20 protein-coding genes are annotated in these 26,481 nt (G+C 37.0%); 16 read left to right on the top strand and 4 right to left on the bottom strand.

Annotated elements, in window-relative coordinates; translation table 11 throughout:
- The first annotated feature begins 55 nt into the window (after window positions 1-55).
- The 5 genes from IGL17_RS02445 (at window position 56) to IGL17_RS02465 (ending at window position 6,022) form a co-directional block, all read left to right on the top strand.
- Window positions 56-1,150 carry a DUF916 and DUF3324 domain-containing protein gene (locus tag IGL17_RS02445; protein WP_010713872.1) on the top strand — a complete coding sequence of 365 codons (1,095 nt, stop codon included), beginning with the start codon at window positions 56-58 and terminating at the stop codon, window positions 1,148-1,150.
- Window positions 1,151-1,351: 201 nt separating this feature from the next.
- Window positions 1,352-1,801, top strand: coding sequence for a hypothetical protein (locus tag IGL17_RS02450; RefSeq protein ID WP_016618261.1), 450 nt, complete (start codon window positions 1,352-1,354; stop codon window positions 1,799-1,801).
- A gap of 3 nt (window positions 1,802-1,804) precedes the next feature.
- Window positions 1,805-3,253, top strand: a complete 1,449-nt coding sequence (locus IGL17_RS02455; RefSeq protein ID WP_002358731.1) for a helix-turn-helix domain-containing protein — start codon at window positions 1,805-1,807, stop codon at window positions 3,251-3,253.
- A 109-nt stretch (window positions 3,254-3,362) separates the two neighbouring features.
- The gene (locus IGL17_RS02460; protein WP_016618262.1) at window positions 3,363-5,267 is read left to right on the top strand and encodes a heavy metal translocating P-type ATPase; all 1,905 of its coding nucleotides are present in this window, start codon (window positions 3,363-3,365) and stop codon (window positions 5,265-5,267) included.
- A gap of 35 nt (window positions 5,268-5,302) precedes the next feature.
- Window positions 5,303-6,022, top strand: coding sequence for an MgtC/SapB family protein (locus tag IGL17_RS02465; RefSeq protein ID WP_002361276.1), 720 nt, complete (start codon window positions 5,303-5,305; stop codon window positions 6,020-6,022).
- Window positions 6,023-6,069: 47 nt separating this feature from the next.
- Here IGL17_RS02465 and IGL17_RS02470 read toward each other — a convergent pair whose 3' ends face one another.
- Both IGL17_RS02470 and IGL17_RS02475 read right to left on the bottom strand, forming a co-directional pair.
- A complete protein-coding gene (locus IGL17_RS02470; RefSeq protein ID WP_016618263.1) occupies window positions 6,070-6,807 on the bottom strand; it encodes an amino acid ABC transporter ATP-binding protein in 738 nt (245 codons plus the stop codon).
- A gap of 1 nt (window position 6,808) precedes the next feature.
- The gene (locus tag IGL17_RS02475; RefSeq protein ID WP_002355617.1) at window positions 6,809-8,977 is read right to left on the bottom strand and encodes an amino acid ABC transporter substrate-binding protein/permease; all 2,169 of its coding nucleotides are present in this window, start codon (window positions 8,975-8,977) and stop codon (window positions 6,809-6,811) included.
- A gap of 278 nt (window positions 8,978-9,255) precedes the next feature.
- Here IGL17_RS02475 and uvrB point away from each other — a divergent pair, with 278 nt between their 5' ends.
- The 8 genes from uvrB to IGL17_RS02515 all read left to right on the top strand — a co-directional run bounded on the left by uvrB (window position 9,256) and on the right by IGL17_RS02515 (window position 19,961).
- The gene (gene uvrB / locus IGL17_RS02480) at window positions 9,256-11,253 is read left to right on the top strand and encodes an excinuclease ABC subunit UvrB (protein WP_002355618.1); all 1,998 of its coding nucleotides are present in this window, start codon (window positions 9,256-9,258) and stop codon (window positions 11,251-11,253) included.
- Window positions 11,254-11,370: 117 nt separating this feature from the next.
- Window positions 11,371-14,190, top strand: a complete 2,820-nt coding sequence (uvrA, locus tag IGL17_RS02485) for an excinuclease ABC subunit UvrA (RefSeq protein WP_002361280.1) — start codon at window positions 11,371-11,373, stop codon at window positions 14,188-14,190.
- A 171-nt stretch (window positions 14,191-14,361) separates the two neighbouring features.
- Complete coding sequence (locus IGL17_RS02490) at window positions 14,362-15,156, top strand: YusW family protein (RefSeq protein WP_016616606.1); 795 nt, start codon at window positions 14,362-14,364, stop codon at window positions 15,154-15,156.
- Window positions 15,157-15,321: 165 nt separating this feature from the next.
- Complete coding sequence (rapZ, locus tag IGL17_RS02495) at window positions 15,322-16,209, top strand: RNase adapter RapZ (protein ID WP_002355625.1); 888 nt, start codon at window positions 15,322-15,324, stop codon at window positions 16,207-16,209.
- Window positions 16,209-17,204 (top strand): gluconeogenesis factor YvcK family protein, encoded by a 996-nt coding sequence (locus IGL17_RS02500; RefSeq protein WP_002355627.1) that lies wholly within the window; start codon window positions 16,209-16,211, stop codon window positions 17,202-17,204. The genes rapZ and IGL17_RS02500 overlap by 1 nt, the downstream gene beginning before the upstream one ends.
- Before the next feature lie 33 nt (window positions 17,205-17,237).
- Window positions 17,238-18,173 carry a DNA-binding protein WhiA gene (whiA, locus tag IGL17_RS02505; protein WP_002358736.1) on the top strand — a complete coding sequence of 312 codons (936 nt, stop codon included), beginning with the start codon at window positions 17,238-17,240 and terminating at the stop codon, window positions 18,171-18,173.
- Window positions 18,174-18,406: 233 nt separating this feature from the next.
- Window positions 18,407-19,330 (top strand): DUF7916 family protein, encoded by a 924-nt coding sequence (locus tag IGL17_RS02510; RefSeq protein WP_002358737.1) that lies wholly within the window; start codon window positions 18,407-18,409, stop codon window positions 19,328-19,330.
- Between the two features lie 112 nt (window positions 19,331-19,442).
- Entirely contained in the window at window positions 19,443-19,961 is a 519-nt protein-coding gene (locus tag IGL17_RS02515) for a DsbA family protein (protein ID WP_010775633.1), read from the top strand.
- Between the two features lie 44 nt (window positions 19,962-20,005).
- Here the strand turns inward: IGL17_RS02515 and clpP are convergent, their stop codons facing one another.
- Window positions 20,006-20,599: an ATP-dependent Clp endopeptidase proteolytic subunit ClpP gene (gene clpP, locus IGL17_RS02520; RefSeq protein WP_002355633.1), complete on the bottom strand. Its 594-nt coding sequence runs from the start codon at window positions 20,597-20,599 to the stop codon at window positions 20,006-20,008.
- A 195-nt stretch (window positions 20,600-20,794) separates the two neighbouring features.
- Between clpP and IGL17_RS02525 the strand changes: the two genes are divergently transcribed.
- Window positions 20,795-21,313, top strand: a complete 519-nt coding sequence (locus tag IGL17_RS02525; RefSeq protein ID WP_002355635.1) for a hypothetical protein — start codon at window positions 20,795-20,797, stop codon at window positions 21,311-21,313.
- Between the two features lie 19 nt (window positions 21,314-21,332).
- Here the strand turns inward: IGL17_RS02525 and IGL17_RS02530 are convergent, their stop codons facing one another.
- Window positions 21,333-21,737 (bottom strand): DUF1622 domain-containing protein, encoded by a 405-nt coding sequence (locus IGL17_RS02530; protein WP_002386155.1) that lies wholly within the window; start codon window positions 21,735-21,737, stop codon window positions 21,333-21,335.
- A 464-nt stretch (window positions 21,738-22,201) separates the two neighbouring features.
- Between IGL17_RS02530 and IGL17_RS02535 the strand changes: the two genes are divergently transcribed.
- Both IGL17_RS02535 and IGL17_RS02540 read left to right on the top strand, forming a co-directional pair.
- Window positions 22,202-26,014 carry an isopeptide-forming domain-containing fimbrial protein gene (locus IGL17_RS02535; protein ID WP_438759928.1) on the top strand — a complete coding sequence of 1,271 codons (3,813 nt, stop codon included), beginning with the start codon at window positions 22,202-22,204 and terminating at the stop codon, window positions 26,012-26,014.
- Window positions 26,015-26,038: 24 nt separating this feature from the next.
- Window positions 26,039-26,422: a bacteriocin gene (locus IGL17_RS02540; RefSeq protein WP_002358745.1), complete on the top strand. Its 384-nt coding sequence runs from the start codon at window positions 26,039-26,041 to the stop codon at window positions 26,420-26,422.
- Window positions 26,423-26,481: the final 59 nt, after the last annotated feature.

Genomic DNA, 26,481 nt, shown 5'->3' on the forward strand with positions numbered 1-26,481 from the left:
TAGCGGGGAACATGGTTACCTGCTATTCACTACATATAGAAAAGGAGTAAATAATTTGAACAGAAAAAAACAACGATTTCTTTTTTTTCCGATACTACTAATTCTTTTAGCGTTAGTACCTAGCAATGGTTTTGCCAGTGAATTTAATTTTGCGGTTACGCCTATTCCATCAGAAAAACAAGTAGATAAAGAAAAAACTTACTTTGATTTATTACTAGAACCAAATGAAGAAACTGAGTTGAAAGTGAACTTACGCAATGATACAGATAAAGAAGTAAAGGTAGGTATTTCGATCAATAGTGCCATTACCAATTCAAATGTAATCGTGGAGTATGGTGAAAATAAGGGAAAAAAAGATCAAAGTTTAGCGTTTGATATAAAAGACTATGTTCAATACCCTAGCTCAGTTCGTTTAAAACCGAAAAGTGAACAAACGGTTTCTATTAACGTCAAAATGCCTAATACACCCTTTGATGGAGTGTTAGCTAGTGGTATCACTTTTAAAGAAGAAATGTCGGATGAAGGCAAACGTCAAGACGATAAAAGTCAGGGGTTATCCATTAAAAATGAGTATTCGTATGTCGTCGCATTATTGATGCAACAAAACAAAAAAAAGGTTGAGCCAAATTTACTTTTGAAAAAAGTCTCACCAGGACAGATTAATGCTAGAAATGTGATTTTAGTCAATCTACAAAATGATCAAAAAACATATATTAACCAAGTTGCCTTTTCGGCAGAGATTACCAAAAAGGGGCATGAAGAAGTTTTATATAAAGAGGAAAAAGCAAACATGCAAATTGCGCCAAATACCAATTTTTCTGTTCCTATTGCGCTAAAAGGGCAACCACTTAAGCCAGGAGATTACCATTTGTCTATGACCGTTGTTGGGAATAAAGATGCTGCAGGCTCATTTAAAAAATCAATAAACAATGAATCGATATCTTTTAGAAATCAATGGCAATTTGAAAAAGACTTTACAATTAATGGTGAAGTTGCCAAAGAATTAAATGAAAAAGATGTCACCTTAAAAGAAAATCATTCGAATTTATATTTGATGATTGGCTTACTACTATTATTGATAGTGATTTTAATCATTGCTTGGTTGATTTGGCGAAAAAAGAAACAGGAAAAAAACGAAAGAGAAATATAAAGAGTAGTTAATTTTTGATTTGATCATCGGCAACGTTTTTGTTTGTTTTTACTTATCAAACATGCAGTTTATTCAACAAACCTAACTCAAAAAAAGAAATAATAAGAAGGAGTATTGTTAAATATCGTCTGATACCACTTTACTAGTTATATTTTTTGTTTTGTTATGTAGCTAAAGTATTTGGCAATATATGTGAGAAAAATGGATAAATACAAACATTTACTATTATGGAGTACATTGTTACTCTCGTTTTTTCAAGTAACCACTGTGCAAGCAGCAGAAGAACGGAATCCAATTTATAATCCGACCAATCCAACAGAAGAAATTTATCCGATTGAGAATACTGGCACACCAGAAAAAATGGAAGAAACAAATGAAAGTACTATTACTAGCGAAACGCAAACGGAAGAAAGTAGCGAAGACGTTAGTAAAAAAGAAGTGACAACCAATAATCCAAAAACAAATGAAGAAAGGCCTTCTTCCAAGAAAAGTCAGCATCAAGTATTTTTCACGGATGAATTATTTGATGCTAGCCATATCACCATTGTACCAAATAGCACAGGCGGTGCTGGAACGGAGGGGCAAAACACTTTTTACTTGAATTTCATACGGGAATTAGTAGGAACGGCTATTTATGGGAGAAAGAACTGATAAATGATGAATTATGAAATTTTTTTAAATAAAGAAGATCAACGAAGTTATTCCTTGCTAAGGCATTTAGAAGAAAGTCCCACGCTATCAGGTACTTTTATTGCACTTCGCGAAGAATTATCAATGTCGAATTTTTTAGTCAAAAAAACATTAGAAAAATTAAAAGCAGATATTGACAATCTAAAGTTAAGCGACAGCTTAACTTTAGTCGTTTCTGATGTAGATGTTACACTTGAAATTGATGGAAACTATTCAAGTAAACTTTTGCTCACGAAATACTTAACAGAATCGCTCTCTTTTAAATTAGTGTTGTCTTACTTTAGAGGAAATTATAGTTTGACAAAGTTTGCTGAATGTAATCATGTCAGCACCTCTGTGGCGTATAGTACCTTACAGCGGCTAAAAAAAGCCTTAAAGGAGTATCAGATCTATTTTAGTAAGCGGGAAATTGTCGGCAATCAAAAAGCAATTTCATTTTTTTTGTATAAATTGTTCACGCTTTCCAATCAACCAATTTCCGAACTATATTCGGTAAAAGTTTATAATGAAGCGAAACGTGTATTACAGTCTGTTGAGTTAAACTATACTTTCACCACCTATGAGCGACGCAATTTTTTCCATTATTTAGCTATTATGATTAACAACGAAGGACGTGCGGTGGAAGGGATCGATACGCGTGCACTGAATACATTTTCAGAGGAACTAATAAAAAAATCGCAAGTGGCATGGGCATTGGCCTCAAAATCATTAACGTATACGATTGTTTTTTTCTTGTATTTGCATGGCAAACTAGAGAAAAAATATGTCATTCATGAAGATCCTACGATTGAAAGCCTAACTCGTGTTTTCATTGGAAGTTTTGAAAAAGCATTTAATTGTTTAGAGGAGTCAACAAGGAATACTCTAGAAGAAGGGTTAGCAATTATTCATTTCAATGTTATTTACTTTCCGATTAATATGTTTGACGATTTTGAAATGGATTTACAGTTTTTTAAGCAAACATATCCGGAATTTTATTTTTATTTAATTGAATATATTCGTTGGTTAACAGCAAAACATAAAAAAATTGCGAAAGCCAATCACTGTTTGTTTTTTAACTATCTATTGTTGCTAATTAATCATGTTCCGGTTCATTTAATTGCAGAGCCAGCCAAGGTCCTAATTGATTTTTCTTATGGAAAAGAGTATAACCAATTCATCAAAAAAAATTTATCCGTCTATGTGAATTTGAATGTAGAAATTATTGACCCGTTATCAGATACCTTACCAGATGTGGTGATTACCAATTTAAATAACTTGTATCAAGAAGAACAGAGTAAAGTTATGGTTTGGCTGGATCCACCTCGTTCGATTGATTGGGTCAATTTAACGCAATCATTATTGACTATTCAAGAAGAAAAATATCAACAACAAAAAGAATCGACAAAGACAAGCGGTGATCCTATCGAATAGAATCATCGCTTGTCTTTGTGTTTAAGTCTTTACAAAACCACCCAAGTGTTTTATAATATGAATATACATTCATATGAATAGAAAAACATTAATGAGGAGGCGCATAACAATGTCAAAACAAACAGGTGCACACACACATGAAGAAAAAGGTAAAAACGTTCCAGTTATTCTCTTTTTTACAGGATTGGCTCTTTTCTTTATCGGTTTATTTTTAGGGAACATGCTCTTAATGAAAAATATTCTTTTCTCGTTAGCTGCTATTTTAGCTGGTTATCATATTATTTGGGAAGGCTTTGGAGATACGTATCGGGATACGAAAAACAATCGAAAGTTTTCGCCTAATATTCATTTGTTAATGACCTTATCTGCAGTTGGTTCAGCATTAATGGGAAGTTTTGAAGAATCAGCATTGTTGATTTTGATTTTTGCGGCGGCGCATTTCCTTGAAGATTATGCCCAAGGCAAAAGCCAACGTGAAATTACAAAACTATTAAATTTAAATCCAACAGAAGCTCGCCTGATAACAGACGACGGCTCAATTCAAACTGTGTCAGTTGAACAATTGAAGATTGGTGACCGCGTGCAAGTCCTCAATGGTGCGCAAATTCCGACAGATGGCGTCGTGATTGAAGGAAGTACCGCTGTGGATGAATCATCTATTAATGGGGAAAGTATTCCCAAAGAAAAAAATAGTGGGGACCCAGTTTTTGGTAGTACTATGAACGGTTCAGGCACAATTGTTGTTGAAGTAACGAAAGATAGTTCAGAAACAGTTTTTGCAAAAATCGTACAGCTCGTGAACCAATCACAAGAAAATCAATCAGAAATTGCAAGCAAAATTAAACGATTTGAACCGAAATATGTCACACTAGTTTTAGCAGTTTTTCCACTAATTGTTTTAGGTGGCGCATTACTTTTCCAATTGACTTGGGCTGAAAGTTTTTACAGAGGCTTGGTCTTCTTAATTGCTGCCTCCCCTTGTGCTTTAGCAGCGAGTGCCGTTCCGGCAACTTTATCAGGAATTTCCAATTTAGCAAAACAAGGCGTTTTGTTTAAAGGTGGCTCATTCTTATCAAATTTAGCTGAAGTGAAAGCACTCGCTTTTGATAAAACAGGAACCCTAACAAAAGGCAAACCTGAAGTCACAGATTATCTTTTTGTTGATGGCTTAGAAGATCGCCAAGAAGAATTAGTAGCTGTTTTAACAAATATGGAGAAAAAATCCAATCATCCATTGGCGACGGCGATTGTTAATCGCTTTGAAGCAGAAACAACGGCTTTAAATTTAGAAGTAGAAAATATTGTTGGGGTGGGTTTAGTAACGACCATTGCAGACACAACTTTTAGAATTGGTAAACCATCTAGTTTCGAACAAGTGCCAACAATCATTGAGAAACAAACAACGAAATTAGCGAGTGAAGGCAAAACGGTAGTGTACTTTGCCGAAAATGAACAAGTGATTGGTTTAGTGGCATTGATGGATGTTCCTAATGAAGAAGCAATGAACGCCATTCACTATTTCAAGTCACAGAATATTGAAACAACAATGATTACAGGAGATGCAAAACTTACGGGTGAAGCAGTTGGCCGCTTAGTAGGCGTGGACCAAGTTTTTGCTAATGTTTTACCTGAGGAAAAATCAGCGATTGTTGATCAATTAAAACGCGAAGTAGGAATGACTGGGATGGTTGGTGATGGCATTAACGATGCGCCCGCTTTAGTGAATGCTGATATCGGAGTGGCGATGGGGGATGGTACAGACATTGCTATCGATGTTGCAGACGTGGTAGTGATGAAAAATGATCTTTCTAAATTAGGCTATGCTCACCGTGTCTCAAAACGCTTGAATAAAATTGTGCAGCAAAATATTATTTTTTCAATGTTAGTGGTAGCAACGTTGATTATCTTGAACTTTTTAGGTATTGCGAATATCGCATTTAGCGTACTTATTCATGAAGGAAGTACCTTAGTGGTCATTTTTAATGGCTTGCGTTTATTAGTTAATACAAAATAAGCCAAATAGTCATTTGCAAGAAAGGAGAGAAAGCGATGAATTCTTTAAAAATGATTGAACTTTCTCTCACCGACGTTGTCATTCGGATGGCTCTAGCCGTGGTTTTTGGAGCTTTGATTGGGTTAGAAAGAAGTATTAAAAGAAAAGGCTTCGGTATCAGTAGTAATGCCATTTTATGTTTGGCCTCCTGTACGATTTCCATTTTACAGATTCAATCGGTGGATATTTTAGTCGATGTGGTGAAACAAAATAGCGCCTTGGCGTCCATTATTTCTATGGATATTACACGATATGGCGCCCAAGTGATTAGTGGTGTAGGCTTTCTCGGTGCGGGGATTATCGTTTTTAGAGAAAGGAAAGTCTCTGGGTTAACGACAGCAGTAATGATGTGGAATGTTACTATTATTGGTTTAGTCATTGGGATGGGCTTTTTAACCATTGCGTTTATCAATCTCGTGGCAACTTTGCTAGTATTAGCTCTGGCCCATTTTAAACGAAAAACTCCTTTAAAACGATTGCAGCTTATCGTAAAAATGAAGGAACCCATGATTAAAGAAAGCCGACTGCATGAACAACTTCAAGCTTCTTTAGAAAAAGGGGAGCGCTTAGTAGAATTGACTTTGGAATCCGAACAAGAGGCAGTGACAGCAAAGATTTCTTATGTAGGCAAAGAAGATTTCTGGCATTCCAACTTGCACCATCTCTTGAAAGAAAAAGGGCACGTTCAATCTGTCTCTGTTACGGAAACAATTTAACCATAAAATAAAGCACTTGGGCGCTAGCGCGCGCCAAGTGCTTTTGTTTAAATATTTAATACTTTATCTAAGAAATCTTTTGTTCGAGGGTTTTGAGGATTTTCAAAGACTTGCTCTGGCGAACCATCTTCTAGGAAGTTACCGCCATCAATGAACATTACTCGGTTAGCCACTTCTTTTGCAAAGCCCATTTCGTGAGTAACTATGACCATTGTCATTCCTTGTTTTGCTAAATCTTTCATTACACCAAGAACATCGCCAACCATTTCTGGATCAAGAGCTGATGTTGGCTCATCGAAAAGCATAATATCAGGATTCATCGCTAACGCACGTGCAATTGCGACACGTTGTTTTTGACCACCAGATAAAGAATCAGGATAGGCATCTTTTTTATCTGCCAATCCAACACGATCTAAAAGTTCTAACGCTTTTTTCTCCGCTTCGTCTTTTGACAAGCGACCTAAATCGGTTGGTGCTAAAACAATATTTTCTAAAATAGATAAATGTGGAAACAAATTGAAATGTTGGAAAACCATGCCGATATGTTGACGGACTTGGTTGATGTCCGTATTTTTATCTGTCAAGTTCGCACCATCAATAATAATGTCTCCGCTAGAAGCTTCTTCTAATTGATTCAAGCAACGTAAAAAAGTACTTTTACCAGAACCAGAAGGACCGATGACGCAGACTACGTCGCCTTCGTTAATAGAAACATTAATGTCGTTTAAGACCGTGTTGTCACCATATTTTTTTACTAAATGTTCAACTAAGATTTTTTCAGTCATATTAGTTCACCTTCTTTTCAAGGTTTTTCGCTAATTTAGTTAAGCTAGTAATTAAAATTAAGTAGATTAACGCAATAACGAAGTAAACCATTGTACTTTGTAATGTCCGAGCAACAATAATTTTTCCTGTTTGTAGTAGTTCGATTAAGCCAATTGCTGAAAGGATAGTTGTATCTTTCAATGAAATAACAAATTGGTTAATGAATGAAGGAATCATAATGCGAATCGCTTGTGGTAAAATAATTTTTTGCATTGTCCGATTATAGGAAAGACCTAAACTTCTTGAAGCTTCCATTTGGCCAACTGGAACAGCTTTGATTCCGCCGCGCACAATTTCAGAAATATAGGCACTGGCATTTAAAGTTAATGTGATAATCCCAGCAATGAAGACCGGGATATTAAAGCCAAGCACACCAGGTAATCCGAAATAGATGAAGAACGCTAAGACCATTAAAGGAATTCCGCGAATTAAATCAACATAAATGGTTGAAAGTACACGTAATGCTTTGATTGGTGAAACGCTGAATAATCCGAAAATAACGCCGACAATTAAAGCAAGTACGAAGGAAATCAACGTTAATAGAATCGTCATCCATAAACCGTGTAACAATTGTTTCCAGTTGTTTTGCATGAAGCCAACAAACGTAGATTCGTCAGCTGTTTCTTCTTTGGCTTCGTTGCCATCTTTTACGTAAGTGCCGATAATTTTATCGTATTCACCTGTACGTTTCATTTCTTTTAAGCCTTCGTTAAACATTTCAAGTAGTTCAGGATTTTGCCCTTTTTTGACAGCAAAACCGTAAGAACCACCTTTTTCACGAGGAATTGGTGTCGCTAGTGGTTGATTTTGCGCAACCCCGTAGCCAATGACAGGATAATCATCCATCATGGCATCAACTTCGCCAATTTCTAACGCACTGTATAATGCATCAGTTGTGTCTAAATACTTAATTGAGTAATCATATTTCTTTTTATTTTTTTCTAAGAAATCAGCACTTTCAGTACCAATTTTTACGCCGACTTTTTTGCCTTTTAAATCATCATACGATTTAATTTTGTCATTGCCTTTTTTGACCGCAATTTGAATACCGCTATCAAAGTAAGGAACAGAGAAGTCGAAGGCTTTTTTACGATCATCCGTAATCGTCATGCCTGCAACCATCCCATCTGCTTGACCAGATTCAACAGCTTGGACAGCAGAACTAAAACCAATAAATTTAAATTCAACAGTAAAACCTTGCAATTCAGCTGCACGTTTGACTAAATCTACATCAATTCCGACATAATCGCCTTGGGCATTTTGAAACTCAAACGGAGCAAATGTAGAATCACTAGCAATCACATATTTCTCTTTTTTAGGAGTGATTTTTTTCATCTGTTCGCCAGCGTCTTGTGTGTTTGTTTCATCGCCTGTCGCTAAGTAGTTGTTTAAAATTTTATCATAAGTACCATTGTCTTTAAGATTTTTCAAACCAGCGTTGAACTTTTTGATTAATTCAGGGTTTTGACCTTTTTTCACTGCGAAACCATAAGAACTGCCTGTTTCTTTATCGCCAACTAATTGTAATTTTTGACCATTTTTCACTGCGTAGCCCAATACAGGATAATCATCAACGATTGCATCCGCTTCGCCGTTTTCTAAGGCTTTATAAAGACCCGTTGCATCGTCAAAATTTTTGATGGTGTAGTCATATTTCTCTTTATTTTTTTCAAGGAAATTGGCACTTTCAGTTCCAACTTTAGCCGCAACCGTTTTGCCTTTTAAATCATCATATGATTTAATTTTGTCGTTTCCTTTTTTTACCGCTAATTGTAAACCGCTATCGAAGTATGGATCTGAAAAATCAAAGGATTTTTTTCGCTCATCCGTAATACTCATTCCAGCAATCATGCCATCAATTTGTTTAGATTGAATCGCTTGGACTGCACTATCGAAGCCTAATGGTTTTAAATCCACTTCAAAACCTTGATCTTTGGCAATCGCATCTAATAAATCAACGTCAATACCAATGTATTTTCCTTTTGAGTCTTGGAATTCAAAAGGGGCGAATGTTAAATCCGTTCCAATTGTATATTTCTTTCCTTCTGCATGTGCTGAAGTGCCACTAATGAATGTTAGCAGAGTTACCATCATCACAAAGAAAGAAAGTAAAAAGTGTTTCCTTTTCATAAAATACCTCCTAGTTTTGCATATTGAACAATTATATAGTAAGAAATAGGAAGCTGACAAGTATTTGAACGCTAAAAAGAGAAAAAAACTCTAATTTCCTTACATTTCATGTTATAAAACATGACATAGAAAATAAGAACAAAAGATTAAGATCAGTTGAAGTCCGAAACAGCAAAAGTGGCGAAAATATGTTCGGTATGTTAAACTAATAAGTGGACATTCTGCCAGAATGGGCCGATAATTTAAGAGAAATTAGACACTTTGAGGGGGAGTTATAAATGATCGAAAGAGAAACTTCCAATACCTTTCATTTGGCTTCTAAATATGAGCCTGCCGGAGATCAGCCAGCCGCTATTGCTGAACTAGTTGACGGTGTCAAAGGTGGAGAAAAAGCTCAAATTTTACTTGGAGCGACCGGAACAGGTAAAACATTTACAATCTCTAATGTGATTCAAGAAGTGAACAAACCAACATTAGTGATTGCACATAATAAAACACTAGCTGGACAATTATACGGGGAATTTAAAGAATTTTTCCCAGATAATGCGGTCGAGTATTTTGTCAGTTACTATGATTATTATCAACCAGAAGCATATGTACCCTCAAGTGATACATATATTGAAAAAGATTCCAGTATTAATGATGAAATTGATAAACTACGCCATTCAGCGACAAGTTCTTTATTGGAACGAAACGATGTCATCGTGGTAGCGTCAGTTTCTTGTATTTTTGGTTTAGGGGATCCGCGGGAATACAGTCAACAAGTTGTTTCATTACGTGTGGGAATGGAAATGGATCGTAATGAGTTACTAAAAAGCTTAGTCGATATTCAATTCGAACGAAATGATATTGATTTTCAACGGGGGCGTTTTCGTGTCCGCGGTGATGTGGTTGAGATATTCCCAGCTTCACGGGATGAGCATGCGCTACGTGTTGAATTTTTCGGAGACGAAATTGATCGAATTCGTGAAGTAGATGCGTTAACTGGTGAAATTGTCGGCGAAACAGAGCATGTCGCTATTTTTCCGGCAACACACTTTGTGACGAACGAAGAACATATGGAACATGCCATATCGCAGATCCAAGAAGAATTAGAGGCACGTTTGAAAGTGCTTCGCAGTGAAAACAAATTATTGGAAGCTCAACGTTTGGAACAGCGAACTAACTATGATATTGAGATGATGAGAGAGATGGGCTATACGTCAGGGATTGAGAATTACTCTCGACATATGGATGGTCGCCAAGAAGGAGAGCCGCCATATACGCTGTTGGACTTTTTCCCAGATGACTTCTTACTTGTAATCGATGAGTCTCATGTAACAATGCCGCAAATTAGAGGAATGTATAATGGCGACCGAGCACGGAAACAAATGTTAGTGGACTATGGTTTCCGTTTACCAAGTGCACTTGATAACCGACCGCTTCGTTTAGAAGAATTTGAACAACATGTAAACCAAATTGTTTATGTATCGGCAACACCAGGCCCTTATGAAATGGAACAAACAGAGACTGTTGTTCAACAAATCATTCGACCAACAGGTTTACTAGATCCAGAAGTAGAAATCCGCCCAATTATGGGTCAAATTGATGACTTGGTGGGCGAAATTCATGAACGGATCGAAAAAGATCAGCGGGTGTTTGTCACAACCTTAACGAAGAAAATGGCCGAAGATTTAACCGACTATTTCAAAGAATTAGGCTTAAAAGTTAAATATTTGCATAGTGATATAAAAACACTGGAAAGAACGGAGATCATTCGCGATTTACGATTAGGCGAATTTGATATTCTAATAGGTATTAACTTATTACGTGAAGGAATCGATGTGCCAGAAGTTTCCTTAATTGCGATTCTAGATGCGGATAAAGAAGGCTTCTTACGTAGTGAACGCTCGTTAGTGCAAACGATGGGACGGGCTGCCCGGAACGCCGAAGGAAAAGTCATTATGTATGCAGATAAAATCACCGATTCGATGCAACGAGCTATGGATGAAACGGCACGACGTCGGGCAATCCAAGAAGCATATAATGAAGAACATGGCATTGAACCAAAAACAATTATTAAAGAAATTCGTGATTTGATTTCTATTTCCAAAACAGCTGATAAAGATGAAACAGTGGTTCAATTGGATAAATCATATGAAGATTTATCAAGACAAGAAAAAGCTGATTTATTAATGAAACTTGAAAGAGAAATGAAAGATGCAGCCAAAGCATTAGACTTCGAAACTGCAGCCACATTACGAGATACCATTCTTGAATTGAAAGCTGCCAAATAAGTCAACCAACGGATTAAGTAAAAGATACGATGAACCATCGTGTCTTTTACTAATCTTTTCTCTATAGAATGACTTGAAATGATTTGACGTAAGAGATTTAGTAAAAGGAGAACATATATGGCAAATGATAAAATTGTGATTCATGGTGCACGCGCCCATAACTTAAAAAATATTGATGTCACGATTCCTCGTGACAAAATGGTTGTTGTAACTGGACTATCTGGTTCTGGTAAAAGTTCATTAGCATTTGATACGCTTTACGCAGAAGGGCAACGACGTTATGTAGAGAGTCTCTCTGCTTATGCGCGACAATTTTTGGGACAGATGGATAAACCAGATGTTGACAGCATCGATGGTTTAAGTCCAGCTATTTCAATTGATCAAAAGACGACAAGTAAAAACCCACGCTCAACAGTAGGGACGGTCACAGAAATCAATGATTATTTACGATTGTTATTTGCTCGGGTAGGTCATCCAATTTGTCCTAACGATCATATTGAAATTACCAGTCAGTCTGTTGAACAGATGGTTGATAAAGTCTTAGAGCTACCAGAGCGAACAAAAATTCAAATTTTGGCGCCTGTTGTGGTCAAGAAAAAAGGCCAACATAAAAAAGTGTTTGAAATGATCCAACGTGAAGGGTATGTCAGAATGCGGGTGGATGGTGAAACCTATGATGTTAGTGAGGCACCAGAACTTGAAAAAAATAAAAAACATGATATTGCGATTGTGATTGACCGTATCGTTGTGAAAGAAGGCATTCGCTCTCGCTTGTTTGATTCGTTTGAAGCGGCTTTGCGTTTAGCTGAAGGTTACGCAATTGTTGATGTGATTGGTCAAGAAGAAATGTTGTTTAGTGAACATTATGCTTGTCCTTATTGTGGGTTCACAGTCGGTGAATTGGAACCGCGCTTGTTTTCATTTAATGCACCATTTGGCGCTTGTCCCGATTGTGATGGTTTAGGTGTTAAATTAGAAGTGGACAAAGACTTAGTGATTCCAGATCCCACTAAAACCTTGAGAGAAGGAGCCATTGTTCCGTGGAACCCTATTAGTTCCCAATATTATCCACAAATGTTGGAACAAGCAGCCACCAGTTTTGGGATTGATATGGATACGCCGTTTGAAGAATTACCTGCAGACCAACAAGAAATTATTTTAAATGGTTCTGGCGAGAAAAACTTTCATTTTCATTATGAAAATGACTTTGGTGGTGTTCGTGATGTGGAAGTGCCATTTGAAGGGATTTTAAAAAATATTAAACGACGTTATCATGAAACAAATAGCGATTTTACACGAGATCAAATGCGGTTATACATGACAGAATTGACTTGTCGAAGCTGTCAAGGGTATCGTTTGAATCCGCAAGCTTTAGCTGTGAAAATCAATGGCACGCACATTGGTGAAGTCAGTGAATTAGCAATAAAAAATGCGGTCCAATTTTTTGAAGGTGTGTCTTTATCTGAACAAGAAACAACGATTGCTCGGCCAATTTTAAAAGAAGTCGAAGATCGGTTAACCTTCTTAAAAAATGTCGGGTTAGATTACTTAACCTTAAGTCGAGCTGCTGGTACACTTTCTGGCGGAGAAGCACAAAGAATTCGCTTAGCAACACAAATTGGCTCAAACTTATCAGGCGTCCTTTACATTTTAGATGAACCATCAATTGGTTTGCATCAACGAGATAACGACCGCTTGATTGACTCATTGAAAAAAATGCGGGACTTAGGCAATACATTAATTGTGGTGGAACACGATGAAGATACAATGATGGCTTCGGATTACTTGATTGATGTGGGACCTGGCGCTGGACATCTGGGCGGTGAAATTGTAGCCGCTGGTACGCCGGAAGAGGTTGCTAAAAATCCGCATTCATTGACCGGACAATATCTTTCTGGGAAAAAAGTGATTCCTGTACCAAAAGAACGTCGCAAAGGTAATGGCAAAGCGATCAAAGTCACTGGTGCCAGTGAAAATAATTTAAAAAATGTCAGTGTTGAATTTCCGCTGGGTGAATTTGTTGCTGTCACAGGCGTTTCAGGTTCAGGGAAAAGTACTTTAGTCAATCAAATTTTGAAAAAAGCGCTGGCCCAAAAATTAAATCGTAATTCCAATAAACCTGGGAAACACAAAAGCATCACTGGTTATGAAGCCATTGAAAAGATTGTTGACATTGACCAAAGTCCAATTGGTCGAACACCAAGAAGTAATCCAGCGACTTATACTAGTGTTTTTGATGACATTCGCGATTTGTTTGCCCAAACAAATGAAGCCAAGGTTCGTGGCTATAAAAAAGGTCGCTTTAGTTTTAACGTCAAAGGTGGCCGTTGTGAAGCTTGTCGCGGGGATGGTATCATCAAAATTGAAATGCACTTTTTACCTGATGTCTATGTGCCTTGCGAAGTTTGTCATGGCAAACGTTATAATTCTGAGACGTTAGAAGTTCATTATAAAGGCAAAAACATTTCTGATATTTTAGATATGACGGTGGAAGATGCCGTAGAATTTTTCAAACATATCCCTAAAATTCATCGTAAATTGCAAACAATTGTGGATGTAGGCTTAGGCTATGTGACATTGGGGCAGCCAGCAACTACTTTATCTGGTGGAGAAGCACAGCGGATGAAGCTAGCGAGTGAACTTCATAAAAATTCTAATGGGAAAAACTTTTATATTCTGGATGAACCAACAACAGGCTTGCATACCGATGATATTGCGCGGTTGCTTCTAGTATTAGAGCGTTTAGTGGAAGCGGGCAATACCGTTTTAGTGATTGAACATAACTTGGATGTCATCAAATCTGCGGACCATGTGATTGATCTAGGGCCAGAAGGTGGCGACGGTGGTGGGACGATCGTGGCGACAGGAACACCAGAAGAAGTTGCTAAAGTCAAAGACAGTTACACAGGATATTATTTAAAACGTGTTCTGAAATAAACATTAATGATTAGATAAAGAACCTTGTTTTTATGGGAAACAAGGTTTTTTTATTATAAAATAACAAATATTTTTTAATTAAAATTAAAAATAAATGTTGACTTAATGTGTAATTAAAAGATATACTATGTTTGTTAACAAAATAACAATGAACACGAAGGGAAGTCTTAAATGAAAAACAAAAAAATAACAACAGGTTTATTAACAGCAGGAATGGTCTTAGCTATCGGAATCACACCTTTTGTACATAGTAACACAATGGAAGCAGCGACCTTAATTTCACAATCAGACCATGAAAAAGTAATGAGCTTTACCAAGAAAGACTTAAAAGAAGCAACGGGCATTCAATTGGAGCCGGCGACAGTACAAGCCGTTCATCAGGAATTAAAGCAACAAATCACCTGGGAAACATTAGGCTATTCCACAATTGATGCGCAAAATATTGCGACACGTTTTACACAAAATACATATCAGGCTCTGGGGATTTTAACAGATATCGCCAACCATTCAGAACTTCAATTGAAAGTCATTACCATTAATAATCCCTATCTAGCAACAGCTAAAATTGGTACCTTTAAGTGGGAAACTGTAACTCCTGAAGTTGGTGGGGACCATGAAACAGCAGACAATGAACTAACCACACCGACACCAACTGTTGCCAGTCTTCAAGAGATTGACGTAGAAATCGAATACGACGAAAATGAAATTGAGTTCACCTATGAAATAAAATCGAACGGAACAATTGAAGCAACGTATGAAGATGAATCTGCTGATTTAGAATTAGAAGGTAAGGCAGCACAAGACAAAATCATGACTCTTTTAGATGGATTGTCAATCAAAACAGCTACAAATGAACAAATTAAAGAACACATTACGAAAAAGTTAGCCGTGAATGAACAAGTAAAACAATTTGAGTTTGAAGCTAATTTTACTGATAAAACAGAAATTGAGTTTGTATTAAAATAACACAGAGTTATATAGTATAATTCAGCAATTAAAACAGCATTGACAAAAATGTCAATGCTGTTTTTCTATGAAAGAATAGAAATCTTTATAAGAATGATTGAAAAGCTTTCTTTGATACGCCCGGGGTGTTATAATATAGTGATGCAAGTGAAGGGAGTGTTGAATATGCCAGAAAATTTACAACTGGTTATTATTACAGGAATGAGTGGCGCTGGAAAAACAGTCGCTGTTCAAAGCTTTGAAGACATGGGCTATTTCTGTATCGACAATTTACCACCAAGCTTAATCCCAAAATTTTGGGAATTAATTAAAGAATCTGGAAAAGTTACCAAGATTGCGTTAGTGATTGATTTACGTTCACGGACCTTCTTTAGAGAAATTCAGGATATGTTAGTCGAACTTGAAAATACTAATTTTATTGATACAACGATTTTATTTTTAGATGCCACCGATGAAGAGTTGGTTTCTCGTTATAAAGAGACACGGCGTGCGCATCCAATGGCGATGGATGGTTTAGTGACAGAAGGTATTCGTAAAGAACGTGCAATGCTGGAAGAAATCAAGGCGGATGCTCAGTTGGTTATTGATACCACGGACTTGTCCCCTCGTCAATTGCGGGAACGTTTGAATAAAGAACTAGCAACGAGAGAGACACACGAATTTCGAGTGGAAATGGTGTCCTTCGGCTTTAAATATGGCTTGCCGATTGATGCAGATATCGTCATGGATGTTCGCTTTTTACCTAATCCCCATTATATTGATGAACTACGGCCGTTAACTGGAATGGATCAACCTGTTTATGATTATGTGATGGGCTTCCCAGAAACAGATGAATTTTATACAAAATTTATCGATTTACTGCGAACAGTCTTACCTGGATATAAAAAAGAAGGTAAAAGTAGCGTCACCATTGCAATTGGCTGTACTGGCGGACAACATCGCTCTGTTGCATTGACAGAACGTGTTGGCGCTGAATTAAAAGAGGAAGATTACCATGTAAATATTACCCACCGCGACCGCTTAAAAAGAAAAGAAACGGTTAATCGCTCTTAATGAAAACCTATCGAATTCGTAAACCGAAGATTGTGGTTGTTGGTGGTGGAACAGGCTTGCCAGTAATTTTAAAAAGTTTAAGAAATCAAAGTGTTGATATTACTGCCGTCGTAACGGTCGCTGATGATGGCGGTAGTAGTGGCGAGCTTCGTTCCTCTATTAATAACATGACACCTCCGGGAGATTTAAGAAATGTTTTAGTGGCACTGTCAGATATGCCACAATTATATGAAGATATTTTTCAATATCGTTTTGATAAATCAGATAGTCATTTTGCCAATCATGCAATCGGTAATTTAATCATTGCTGCTGTCTCAGAAATGAGAGGAAGTACGTATGAAGCGATTCAATTGCTTTCAAAAATGATGCATGTTGATGGACGGATTTATCCATCATCAGAACGGCCATTAACGTTACATGCCGTATTTAAGGATGGCTCAGTGGCGGTGGGAGAATCAAAAATTGCACTGGATCGCAAGACGATTGACCATGTGTTTGTAACAAATACACACGGAGAAGAACAGCCAAGAGCTGCGCGTAAAGTCGTCAAAGCAATTGAAGAAGCAGACATGGTCGTGTTAGGACCGGGGAGTCTTTTTACAAGTATTTTGCCTAATTTAGTTATTACAGAAATTGGGGAAGCCATCAAACAAACGGCAGCCGAAGTAGTCTATATTTGTAACATCATGACCCAAAAAGGGGAAACGGAACATTTTACGGATGCCGATCATGTTCGTGTCTTAAACGAACATCTACAAGCGCAGTTTGTTGATACAGTGCTGGTTAACACAGAAAAAGTACCAGAAAATTACATGGATCCTGAAATTTATGATGAATATTTAGTTCAAGTAAAGCATGATTTTCAAGGATTACGTGAAGAAGGATGCCGAGTTATTTCGACAGACTTTTTAGAATTAAGAGATGGCGGAGTTTTTCATGATGGGGAAAAAGTTGTTGAAGAACTTTTCCGTATCGTATTTGGAACGAAATATTAATTAATCAAAAGAATCAAGAGAGGAGGAGCTTAGATGTCTTTTGCCTCGGATGTCAAAAAAGAGTTAACTGGTTTAGAAGTCCATCGAGAACACGCGAAAGCAGAATTAGCAGCATTAATTCGGATGAACGGCTCACTTAGCTTAGTTAATCAACAGTTTGTCTTGAATGTACAAACGGAAAATGCTGCAATTGCTCGTCGAATGTATTCATTGCTGAAAGATCATTACCATGCACAAGCAGAATTATTAGTTCGTAAAAAAATGAAACTAAAGAAAAATAATGTTTACATTGTGCGTCTAAAACAAGATACACAAAAAATTCTAGCTGATTTGGATATTATGGATGGGGTCGTTTTTAATGGCAATGTGTCAAATGAAATCATGGGTAACGCGCAAAAAATGCGTTCCTATTTACGCGGGGCCTTTATGGCTTCTGGCTCAGTTAATAATCCGGAAACAAGTCGCTATCATTTAGAAATTTTTTCAATTTATGAAGAACACAATAATGATATTTGTAAGATGTTGAATTACTATGACTTAAACGCTCGAACATTGGGACGCCGAAATGGATATATTTGTTATTTAAAAGGTGCTGAAAAAATTGCCGACTTTTTAACGTTAATTGGTGCCACGAACTCTATGTTGAAATTTGAAGATGTCCGGATTGTCCGTGATATGCGGAATTCAGTAAATCGTTTAGTGAATTGCGAAACAGCGAATTTAAATAAAACTATTGATGCGGCTTCAAAACAAATTGAAAATATTCAATTTATTGAAAGTACAGTAGGGCTGACGTCATTACCGGAGAAACTTCAGGAAATCGCAGAATTACGGTTAGAGTATCCGGAAGTTAGTCTCAAAGAACTAGGGGAAATGATTCCTTCAGGAGCTATTTCTAAGTCAGGTATTAATCATCGTATTCGCAAAATTAATGAATTTGCAGAAAAATTACGAGAAAAAAGTGCGTAAATTTTCTGCTCCAGAAGTGAAGAATAACATTTCCGTTTGAAGTGCTATCCTTCACTTTTTCTTTAAGCGTGTAAAAAAAATTAAAGTGTGCAAAAAGTGTGTAGCACTGAAATGTAGTGTTGACCTGTGGTTTAAAGAAAGGACGTTGGCACGAATGTTGCATGTAATAAAATGCAAGCGATTACTTATTGCTGTTTTTAACTAAAACATTAAAAACTATTGGAGGGGTCAAAATGGTTCAACGATTAATTAGTGCAAATGCATCAGAAATCAAACGGATGTCAAAAGAAGAGCTGTTTCAGAGTATTAAAGCGAGCGAAGGGCGCGTAATTTTATCGGAAAATGTGGTAGTTCATCCATCCGTAGCAGGTGATATCACTTGTGCGGAAATGTCAAAAGCATATGGAGCAGACATGATTTTATTGAATGTTTTCGATGTTAATCAACCGATTGTAGTAGCCGCTTATGAAGGGCAATATACTGCGGAAACATGTGTCCCTAATGATGAGGTTGTTCATCGTTTGAAAGAACTAGTCGGTTTACCGATTGGCATGAATGTCGAACCTGTTGATGAAAATTTAGACTTAGCTTCAACGAGAGTTTCGATTGAACCAGGTAGAAAAGCATCAGCAGCTACTTTCAAAAAAGCCAATGAACTGGGTTTGGATTTTATCTTATTGACAGGTAATCCAGGAACTGGCGTGACCAACGACTTGATTGCTAAGAACGTGGCCTTAGCCAAAAAACATTTTGACGGTATCATTATTGCCGGAAAAATGCACAGTTCAGGCGTAGATGAACCAGTGGTCAGTTTAAAATCAGCTGAACAATTTATTGAAGCGGGCGCTGATATTGTCTTAGTACCAGCAGTCGGCACGGTTTGGGGCATTGATGATCAACAAGTCAAAGAAGTTGTGGATTTTGCACATTCAAAAGGAAAATTAGTTATGAGTGCCATTGGAACTTCACAAGAAAGTGCTCAACCTGAAGTTATCCAAGCAATCGGCATTAGAAATAAAATTTTAGGCGTAGATATTCAACATATTGGCGATGCCAATATGGGCTTAGTTGGTATTGAAAATATTAAAGAGCTTTCTGATGCGATACGTGGGAAAAGACATACTGTTGCTAGAATGGCTCGTTCGATTAATCGTTAAAAAAGTGAACAGAGGCACGAATTCAGAAAATTTGAATTCGTGTCTTATGATTTTTTTATTGAAAAACGGTATACTAAAAGAGAAATAAAGGTTTGAAAGGATGAGGTTTTTTATGGATATTTCAGTAATTGATGCAACAAAAGTTAACACAGAAACAGGGCTTCATATTGGTGAGCGCAATGCCCCTGTCAAAATGATAGAATTTATTAATGTTCGCTGTCCTTATTGCAGAAAATGGTTTGAAGAGTCTGAGGAACTGTTAGCACAATTTGTCAAAAGTGGTAAAGTTGAACGTATCATTAAGCTGTTTGATAAAGAAAAAGAAAGTTTACAACGCGGCAATGTGATGCATCACTACATTGACTATTCAGCGCCTGAACAAGCACTGTCAGCATTGCATAAAATGTTTGCTACGCAAGATGAATGGGGAAACTTAACCTTAGAAGAAGTAGCGACGTATGCTGAAAAAAATCTGGGCTTAAAAGAACAAACAGATGCAACGCTTGTTTCCGCCGTGATTGCTGAAGCCAATGCGGCGCACATTCAATTTGTACCAACGATCATCATTGGTGAGCATATCTTTGACGAAAGTGTCACTGAAGAAGAATTACGAGGATACATTGAAAAATAAAAAAATGGAAACAGCGACCGTCGCTGTTTCCATTTTTTTTATTTTTAATTTAAGGCGCTACTATTTTCCATTACTTCATCGATTAAACCATATTCTTTTGCTTGTTCGGCAGTCATATAGTTATCACGATCGGTATCACGTTCAATCACTTCAATTGGTTGGCCAGTTCGTTCAGCTAAAATTGAATTTAAACGTTGACGAGTATCTAAAATGTGACGAGCAGCAATTTCAATTTCTGTTGCTTGCCCTTGAGCGCCACCAAGTGGTTGGTGAATCATGATTTCCGCATTTGGTAAAGCGAAACGTTTGCCTTTTTGACCAGCTGTTAATAAGAAGCTACCCATTGAAGCCGCCATTCCTAATACAATCGTTTGGACATCCGCTTTAACGAAATTCATGGTATCGAAAATCGCTAAACCTGCAGAAACGCTGCCACCAGGAGAGTTAATGTACAAGTAAATGTCTTTTTCTGAATCTTGGGCATCTAAGAATAATAACTGTGCAATCACTGAGTTTGCCACGTTATCATCGATAGGGCCGCTTAGCATAATGATGCGGTCTTTTAATAAACGAGAGTAAATGTCATAAGCACGTTCACCGCGAGATGATTGTTCAATAACTGTTGGAATTAAATTCATAAGTAAATCCTCCTATATAAAGAAACTTTTAAAGTCATTCTATCACAAAGCACTTTGAATGCCTATGAAAAGTATACCTCTTTGGTCAATAAAGGTCAACGAAGTCGCTTGAAAAATTTTGTGTCATTTTTTATCCGAAACTTTTGGATTATGTTATACTAAAATGGAAAATTAGAAAAGAGCGAGGGGAAAAATATGTTTGTTTTTATCGCCGGAATGGTCGGTGTAATCGTCGGTGCGCTAATAGTCACAGCAAGTGCCGCCTTACATTCATCTTACAAAGAGCGAAAAGAAGTACGTTATCGTGAACTAGAACATTTGGTTAAAGAAATTGAATCATTGAATTTATTAAATAAAAAAGTCAAAGAAATTTTACAAAAGCGTGAATTATATATAGACAGATCAATTGAATACTTATCGATGGATGATTGTTTCATTAGCATCGATGATTTTATTTATTTGGAATCATTTTCTGCTCAAAATAATTTTTACTTACCGACGTACTTAATTGAAGAATTTTTCAAAAAAATTGCGCATCGTAAAGTCATTTTGACGGCCAGCGAAGTTGCTGAAATGGGTGGACACACCTATAAAGGCGGCCGTGTTATTTTAGAAAATTTTTCAGACGAGATTCTAGCAATTATTGAAGATAAAAAACGTAAAATGCAGCGTTTGTCTAACGAACCACTTCATTATTTTAAAGCGATTAAATAAAAAAGAACCAGCGTACCCACTAATTTTTTTGGGTATCTGGTTCTTTTTCTTGTTGTTCCATATCGGTCATAGTGTCTTCAATTTCTTTATGTAAGAAATAAGAAATAACTGTACGGATGATCACCAAGGTTGCCAATTTCAAAATATCTTGAAAAGTTGGTTTGACAATAGATTCAATAATATCAGCTGCAATTAAAATTTCTAAACTTAACAAAATGTAGCTGCCAAGGAAGTTTTTGATGAACGTATTCATTTTGGTTAAGGTAAAGCGGCTTTGATTTTGTCGTTCACTTTTAATGAAGTCTTTTCCTGCTAAACAAACACCCCAAACTAAAACAATAATCGAAAAAACATTCAGTCCTAAAATACATAGCTCAAAAAGTGGGGTTAAAAGCGTCATTAACTGATGGGGCCACTCATTCATCGTATTCACTCCTACCAAAAAGCCTTTTCTTTAACTATAACGAAACGGCTGACTAACGTCAAATATTGTTGAAATAAACGGGCTAAACTATTTAGCTTATAGAACAAAACTAAGAAAATTATGAATAGCATCTAACAATTAAGTAAAAGGACTGTAAAGGTTCTTTTACTTTTTTTGTGTAAAAAAAGACTTTTAAAAGGAATCAGGTGTCAAAAAGTAAGTGAAAACCAACTTTGTCAGTGGATAGTCTTTTCATTAATTTTTAAAAGACAAATTTTACGTTTTCAAGAGCCGAATACTGCCAAGTTTTAGCCTATAAAGGTGATAGAATCAGAAATTGAGTAAGAGATGTGTCACAAAAACAAGGGGACACATCGACTTGATGAAAGATTTAAGGAGCTGTAGTTGAAGTAAAGAGAAGCAAGTGTCCCAAACACTAGCGAAAGAAAATAGGGAGGATTAAAATGTTTAAGAAAGCAACGAAATTATTATCGACAATGGTGATTGTCGCTGGAACAGTTGTGGGAAATTTCAGTCCCACAATGGCTTTAGCCGAAGGAGTGGTTAAAGCAGGAGATACAGAAGGAATGACCAATACGGTGAAAGTGAAAGACGACAGTCTAGCTGATTGTAAACGGATATTGGAGGGACAAGCTACTTTCCCAGTTCAAGCGGGTGAAACGGAACCGGTTGATTTAGTGGTTGTTGAAGATGCCAGTGGTAGTTTTTCAGATAATTTTCCACATGTAAGACAAGCGATTGATGAAGTGGTTCAAGGTTTATCTGATCAAGACCGCGTGATGCTGGCTTCGTATCGTGGCGGAAAACAATTTATATTTCCTGATGGAAAAGTAAAAATTAATTCAGCTGATTATGATATGAATGTGCGTGTTGATACTCAATTAACCCATGATAAAAGCCAATTTGTTTCTGGCTTTGGAGATGTTCGGACGTATGGTGGTACACCAACTGCCTCAGGATTGAAACTTGCTTTAGATACGTACAATCAAACACACGGAGATTTAACGAATCGAAAAACATATTTCTTATTAGTGACAGATGGGGTCGCTAATACACGTTTAGATGGTTACTTGCATAAAACCAACACCAATGATTCAATCAATGAATATCCAGATCCAAGACATCCTTTTCAAGTTTCTGTTGAGTATAGTAATGACTATCAAGGTGCAGCAGCAGAAGTTTTAGCGTTAAACCAAGAAATTACTAACCAAGGCTATGAAATGATTAATGCGTATTGGGAAAGTGTTGAATCTTTAAGTTCAGTAAATTCATATTTTGATAAATATAAAACAGAAGTGGGTCCTTTTGTAAAACAAGAGTTGCAACAAGGATCTAGCACACCAGAAGATTTTATTACAAGCCAATCTATTGATGATTTTACAACCCAATTAAAACAAATTGTCAAAGATCGTCTGGCGCAATCGACACCAGCAACAGCTTCATTAACGATTGCCAATCAATTTGACATTCAATCGGCGACCGCTACGGACGATGCTGGAAATGATGTGCCTGTTCAAATTAACGGACAAACCATTTCAGCAACTAGTACAGAAGGTTACGTAGGAAACATCACGATTCACTACGAAGTCAAAGAAAATACAGCGATTGATGCAGCAACCCTTGTAAGTAGTGGGACAATGAATCAAGGAACAATTGCTAAGGAATTTCCAGAAGCGACGATTCCTAAAAATGACAATGCGCATGCGTGTGACGTGACGCCAGAAGATCCAACGATTACAAAAGATATCGAAGGCCAAGAACATTTAGACTTAACTAATCGTGACCAAGCATTCAAATGGAACGTCAAAACAGCCTTTGGTAACGAAACAAGCACTTGGCAACAAGCCAGTTTAGTAGATGATATTAACCAATTATTAGATATCCAAACAGTCGTTGTCACAGATGAAAATGGTAAAGATGTTACAGCTAACGGCACAGTAACACAAGAAAATAACAAAGTAACTTTTGAAATGAACAAACAAGCAGACAGCTATGACTATTTAAGTGGTCATACGTACACAATGACCATTACTACTAAAATCAAAGCTGATGCAACGGACGAAGAATTAGCACCTTATATTGAACAAGGTGGCATTCCCAACCAAGCCGACTTAAACTTTGGTAACGAAGGGGACGTGTTGCATTCCAACAAACCAACTGTAACACCGCCGCCAGTAGATCCAAATATTACTAAAGACGTAGAAGGTCAAGATCACTTAGATTTAACCAACCGCGATCAAGAATTTAAATGGAATGTCAAAACAGCCTTTGGCAACGAAACAAGCACGTGGACCCAAGCCAGCCTGGTAGATGACATTAATAAAGTGTTAGACATTACAGACGTGAAAGTTACTGATGAAAATGGTAAAGATGTTACAGCCAACGGCACAGTAACACAAGAAAATAACAAAGTAACTTTTGAAATGAACAAACAAGCAGACAGCTATGACTATTTAAGCGGTCATACGTACACAATGACTATTACCACTAAAATTAAAGCTGACGCAACGGACGAAGAATTAGCGCCTTATATTGAACAAGGCGGGATTCCCAACCAAGCCGACTTAAACTTTGGCAACGAAGGTGACGTGTTACATTCCAATAAACCAACAGTGACACCGCCTGCACCAACGCCAGAAGATCCAACGATTACAAAAGATATCGAAGGTCAAGAGCATTTAGATTTAACCAACCGCGACCAAGAATTTAAATGGAATGTCAAAACAGCCTTTGGCAACGAAACCAGCACGTGGACCCAAGCCAGCATGGTGGATGATATTAACCAATTATTAGACATCACAGACGTGAAAGTTACTGATGAAAATGGCAAAGATGTTACAGCTAATGGCAAAGTAACACAAGAAAATAACAAAGTAACTTTTGAAATGAATAAAAAAGATGACAGCTACTCATACTTAGCTGGACATACGTACACAATGACTATCACCACTAAAATTAAAGCTGATGCAACGGACGAAGAATTAGCGCCTTATATTGAACAAGGCGGGATTCCTAACCAAGCGGACTTAAACTTTGGCAATGAAGGTGACGTGTTGCATTCCAACAAGCCAACCGTAACACCGCCTGCACCAACGCCAGAAGATCCAACGATTACAAAAGATATCGAAGGCCAAGAACATTTAGATTTAATCAACCGCGATCAAGAATTTAAATGGAACGTCAAAACAGCTTTCGGTAACGAAACAAGCACTTGGACCCAAGCCAGCATGGTGGATGACATTAATAAAGTGTTAGACATCACAGACGTGAAAGTCACAGATGAAAATGGTAAAGATGTTACAGCCAATGGCACAGTAACACAAGAAAATAACAAAGTAACTTTTGAAATGAACAAACAAGCAGACAGCTACTCATACTTAGCTGGACATACGTACACAATGACTATTACCACTAAAATTAAAGACGGCGCAACCGATGAAGAATTAGCGCCTTATATTGAACAAGGCGGGATTCCTAACCAAGCGGACTTAAACTTTGGCAACGAAGGTGACGTGTTACATTCCAACAAACCAACTGTAACACCGCCTGCACCAACACCAGAAGATCCAACGATTACAAAAGATATCGAAGGCCAAGAACATTTAGACTTAACTAATCGTGACCAAGAATTTAAATGGAATGTCAAAACAGCTTTCGGTAACGAAACAAGCACGTGGACCCAAGCCAGCATGGTGGATGACATTAATAAAGTGTTAGACATCACAGACGTGAAAGTCACAGATGAAAATGGCAAAGATGTTACAGCTAACGGCACAGTAACACAAGAAAATAACAAAGTAACCTTTACTATGAACAAAAAAGATGACAGCTACTCCTACTTAGCTGGACATACCTATACCATGACCATTACAACCAAAATTAAAACTGACGCAACGGCCAAAGAATTAGCGGCTTATATTGAACAAGGCGGGATTCCCAACCAAGCCGACTTAAACTTTGGCAATGAAGGTGACGTGTTGCATTCCAACAAGCCAACCGTAACACCGCCTGCACCAACGCCAGAAGACCCAAAAAAACCTGAACCTAAACAACCGCTAAAACCGAAAAAACCGTTGACGCCTACAAATCATCAAGCACCAACGAACCCAGTCAATTTTGGGAAATCAGCAAGTAAAGGAATTCATTTACCAATGACTAATACAACAGTAAATCCACTTTACATGATCGCAGGTTTAATTATCCTTATAGTGGCTATTAGCTTTGGTATAACAAAAAATAAAAAAAGAAAAAATTAGACAAACTAAAAAGGAAGAAAAAACATGAATAAAAAAATTTCGTTCAGTCTGTTAATTTTGTTACTTAGTTTGTTGGTAGGTTTTACATTTATTCCGCATAAAAAGGAATTAAGTTTCAATGAGTATCAAGAAAAAAAACACTCTGGCGAAACATTTTATGTTGTTTTAAAAAAGAAAAACTGTTCAGATTGTCAGGATTTCGAGAAACTATTACAAGCACCTAAACAGGTTTACTATGTAGAATTAACCAACAAAGAGACCATGAAGGAATGGTCAACATTTATCCGAGAAAATAAAGTTTTACATGTGCCATCTATGTTTAAAATAGATAACGGCCATCTCAAGAAAATTGATGGAGAAGGAGATGCGAATCAATTATTCGCAAACTATCAAAAAATAACGAAGTAAAAAGAATAAAAAGACAAGACAAGTTTCCTAAATAAAGGAAACTTGTCTTGTCTTTTTTC

This window comes from Enterococcus sp. AZ088 (assembly GCF_051714845.1).
Taxonomy (GTDB): domain Bacteria; phylum Bacillota; class Bacilli; order Lactobacillales; family Enterococcaceae; genus Enterococcus; species Enterococcus faecalis.

What these genes read in the sequence shown, in the direction of transcription:
- IGL17_RS02525 (WP_002355635.1), top strand. Translation starts at nt 20,795, where the DNA reads ATGTTTGTTTTTATCGCCGGAATGGTCGGTGTAATCGTCGGTGCGCTA.
- IGL17_RS02500 (WP_002355627.1), top strand. Translation starts at nt 16,209, where the DNA reads ATGAAAACCTATCGAATTCGTAAACCGAAGATTGTGGTTGTTGGTGGT.
- IGL17_RS02470 (WP_016618263.1), bottom strand. Translation starts at nt 6,807, where the DNA reads ATGACTGAAAAAATCTTAGTTGAACATTTAGTAAAAAAATATGGTGAC.
- uvrA (WP_002361280.1), top strand. Translation starts at nt 11,371, where the DNA reads ATGGCAAATGATAAAATTGTGATTCATGGTGCACGCGCCCATAACTTA.
- whiA (WP_002358736.1), top strand. Translation starts at nt 17,238, where the DNA reads ATGTCTTTTGCCTCGGATGTCAAAAAAGAGTTAACTGGTTTAGAAGTC.
- clpP (WP_002355633.1), bottom strand. Translation starts at nt 20,599, where the DNA reads ATGAATTTAATTCCAACAGTTATTGAACAATCATCTCGCGGTGAACGT.
- IGL17_RS02450 (WP_016618261.1), top strand. Translation starts at nt 1,352, where the DNA reads ATGGATAAATACAAACATTTACTATTATGGAGTACATTGTTACTCTCG.
- IGL17_RS02515 (WP_010775633.1), top strand. Translation starts at nt 19,443, where the DNA reads ATGGATATTTCAGTAATTGATGCAACAAAAGTTAACACAGAAACAGGG.
- IGL17_RS02475 (WP_002355617.1), bottom strand. Translation starts at nt 8,977, where the DNA reads ATGAAAAGGAAACACTTTTTACTTTCTTTCTTTGTGATGATGGTAACT.
- IGL17_RS02490 (WP_016616606.1), top strand. Translation starts at nt 14,362, where the DNA reads ATGAAAAACAAAAAAATAACAACAGGTTTATTAACAGCAGGAATGGTC.
- IGL17_RS02535 (WP_438759928.1), top strand. Translation starts at nt 22,202, where the DNA reads ATGTTTAAGAAAGCAACGAAATTATTATCGACAATGGTGATTGTCGCT.
- uvrB (WP_002355618.1), top strand. Translation starts at nt 9,256, where the DNA reads ATGATCGAAAGAGAAACTTCCAATACCTTTCATTTGGCTTCTAAATAT.
- IGL17_RS02460 (WP_016618262.1), top strand. Translation starts at nt 3,363, where the DNA reads ATGTCAAAACAAACAGGTGCACACACACATGAAGAAAAAGGTAAAAAC.
- IGL17_RS02465 (WP_002361276.1), top strand. Translation starts at nt 5,303, where the DNA reads ATGAATTCTTTAAAAATGATTGAACTTTCTCTCACCGACGTTGTCATT.
- IGL17_RS02510 (WP_002358737.1), top strand. Translation starts at nt 18,407, where the DNA reads ATGGTTCAACGATTAATTAGTGCAAATGCATCAGAAATCAAACGGATG.
- IGL17_RS02540 (WP_002358745.1), top strand. Translation starts at nt 26,039, where the DNA reads ATGAATAAAAAAATTTCGTTCAGTCTGTTAATTTTGTTACTTAGTTTG.
- IGL17_RS02455 (WP_002358731.1), top strand. Translation starts at nt 1,805, where the DNA reads ATGATGAATTATGAAATTTTTTTAAATAAAGAAGATCAACGAAGTTAT.
- rapZ (WP_002355625.1), top strand. Translation starts at nt 15,322, where the DNA reads ATGCCAGAAAATTTACAACTGGTTATTATTACAGGAATGAGTGGCGCT.
- IGL17_RS02530 (WP_002386155.1), bottom strand. Translation starts at nt 21,737, where the DNA reads ATGAATGAGTGGCCCCATCAGTTAATGACGCTTTTAACCCCACTTTTT.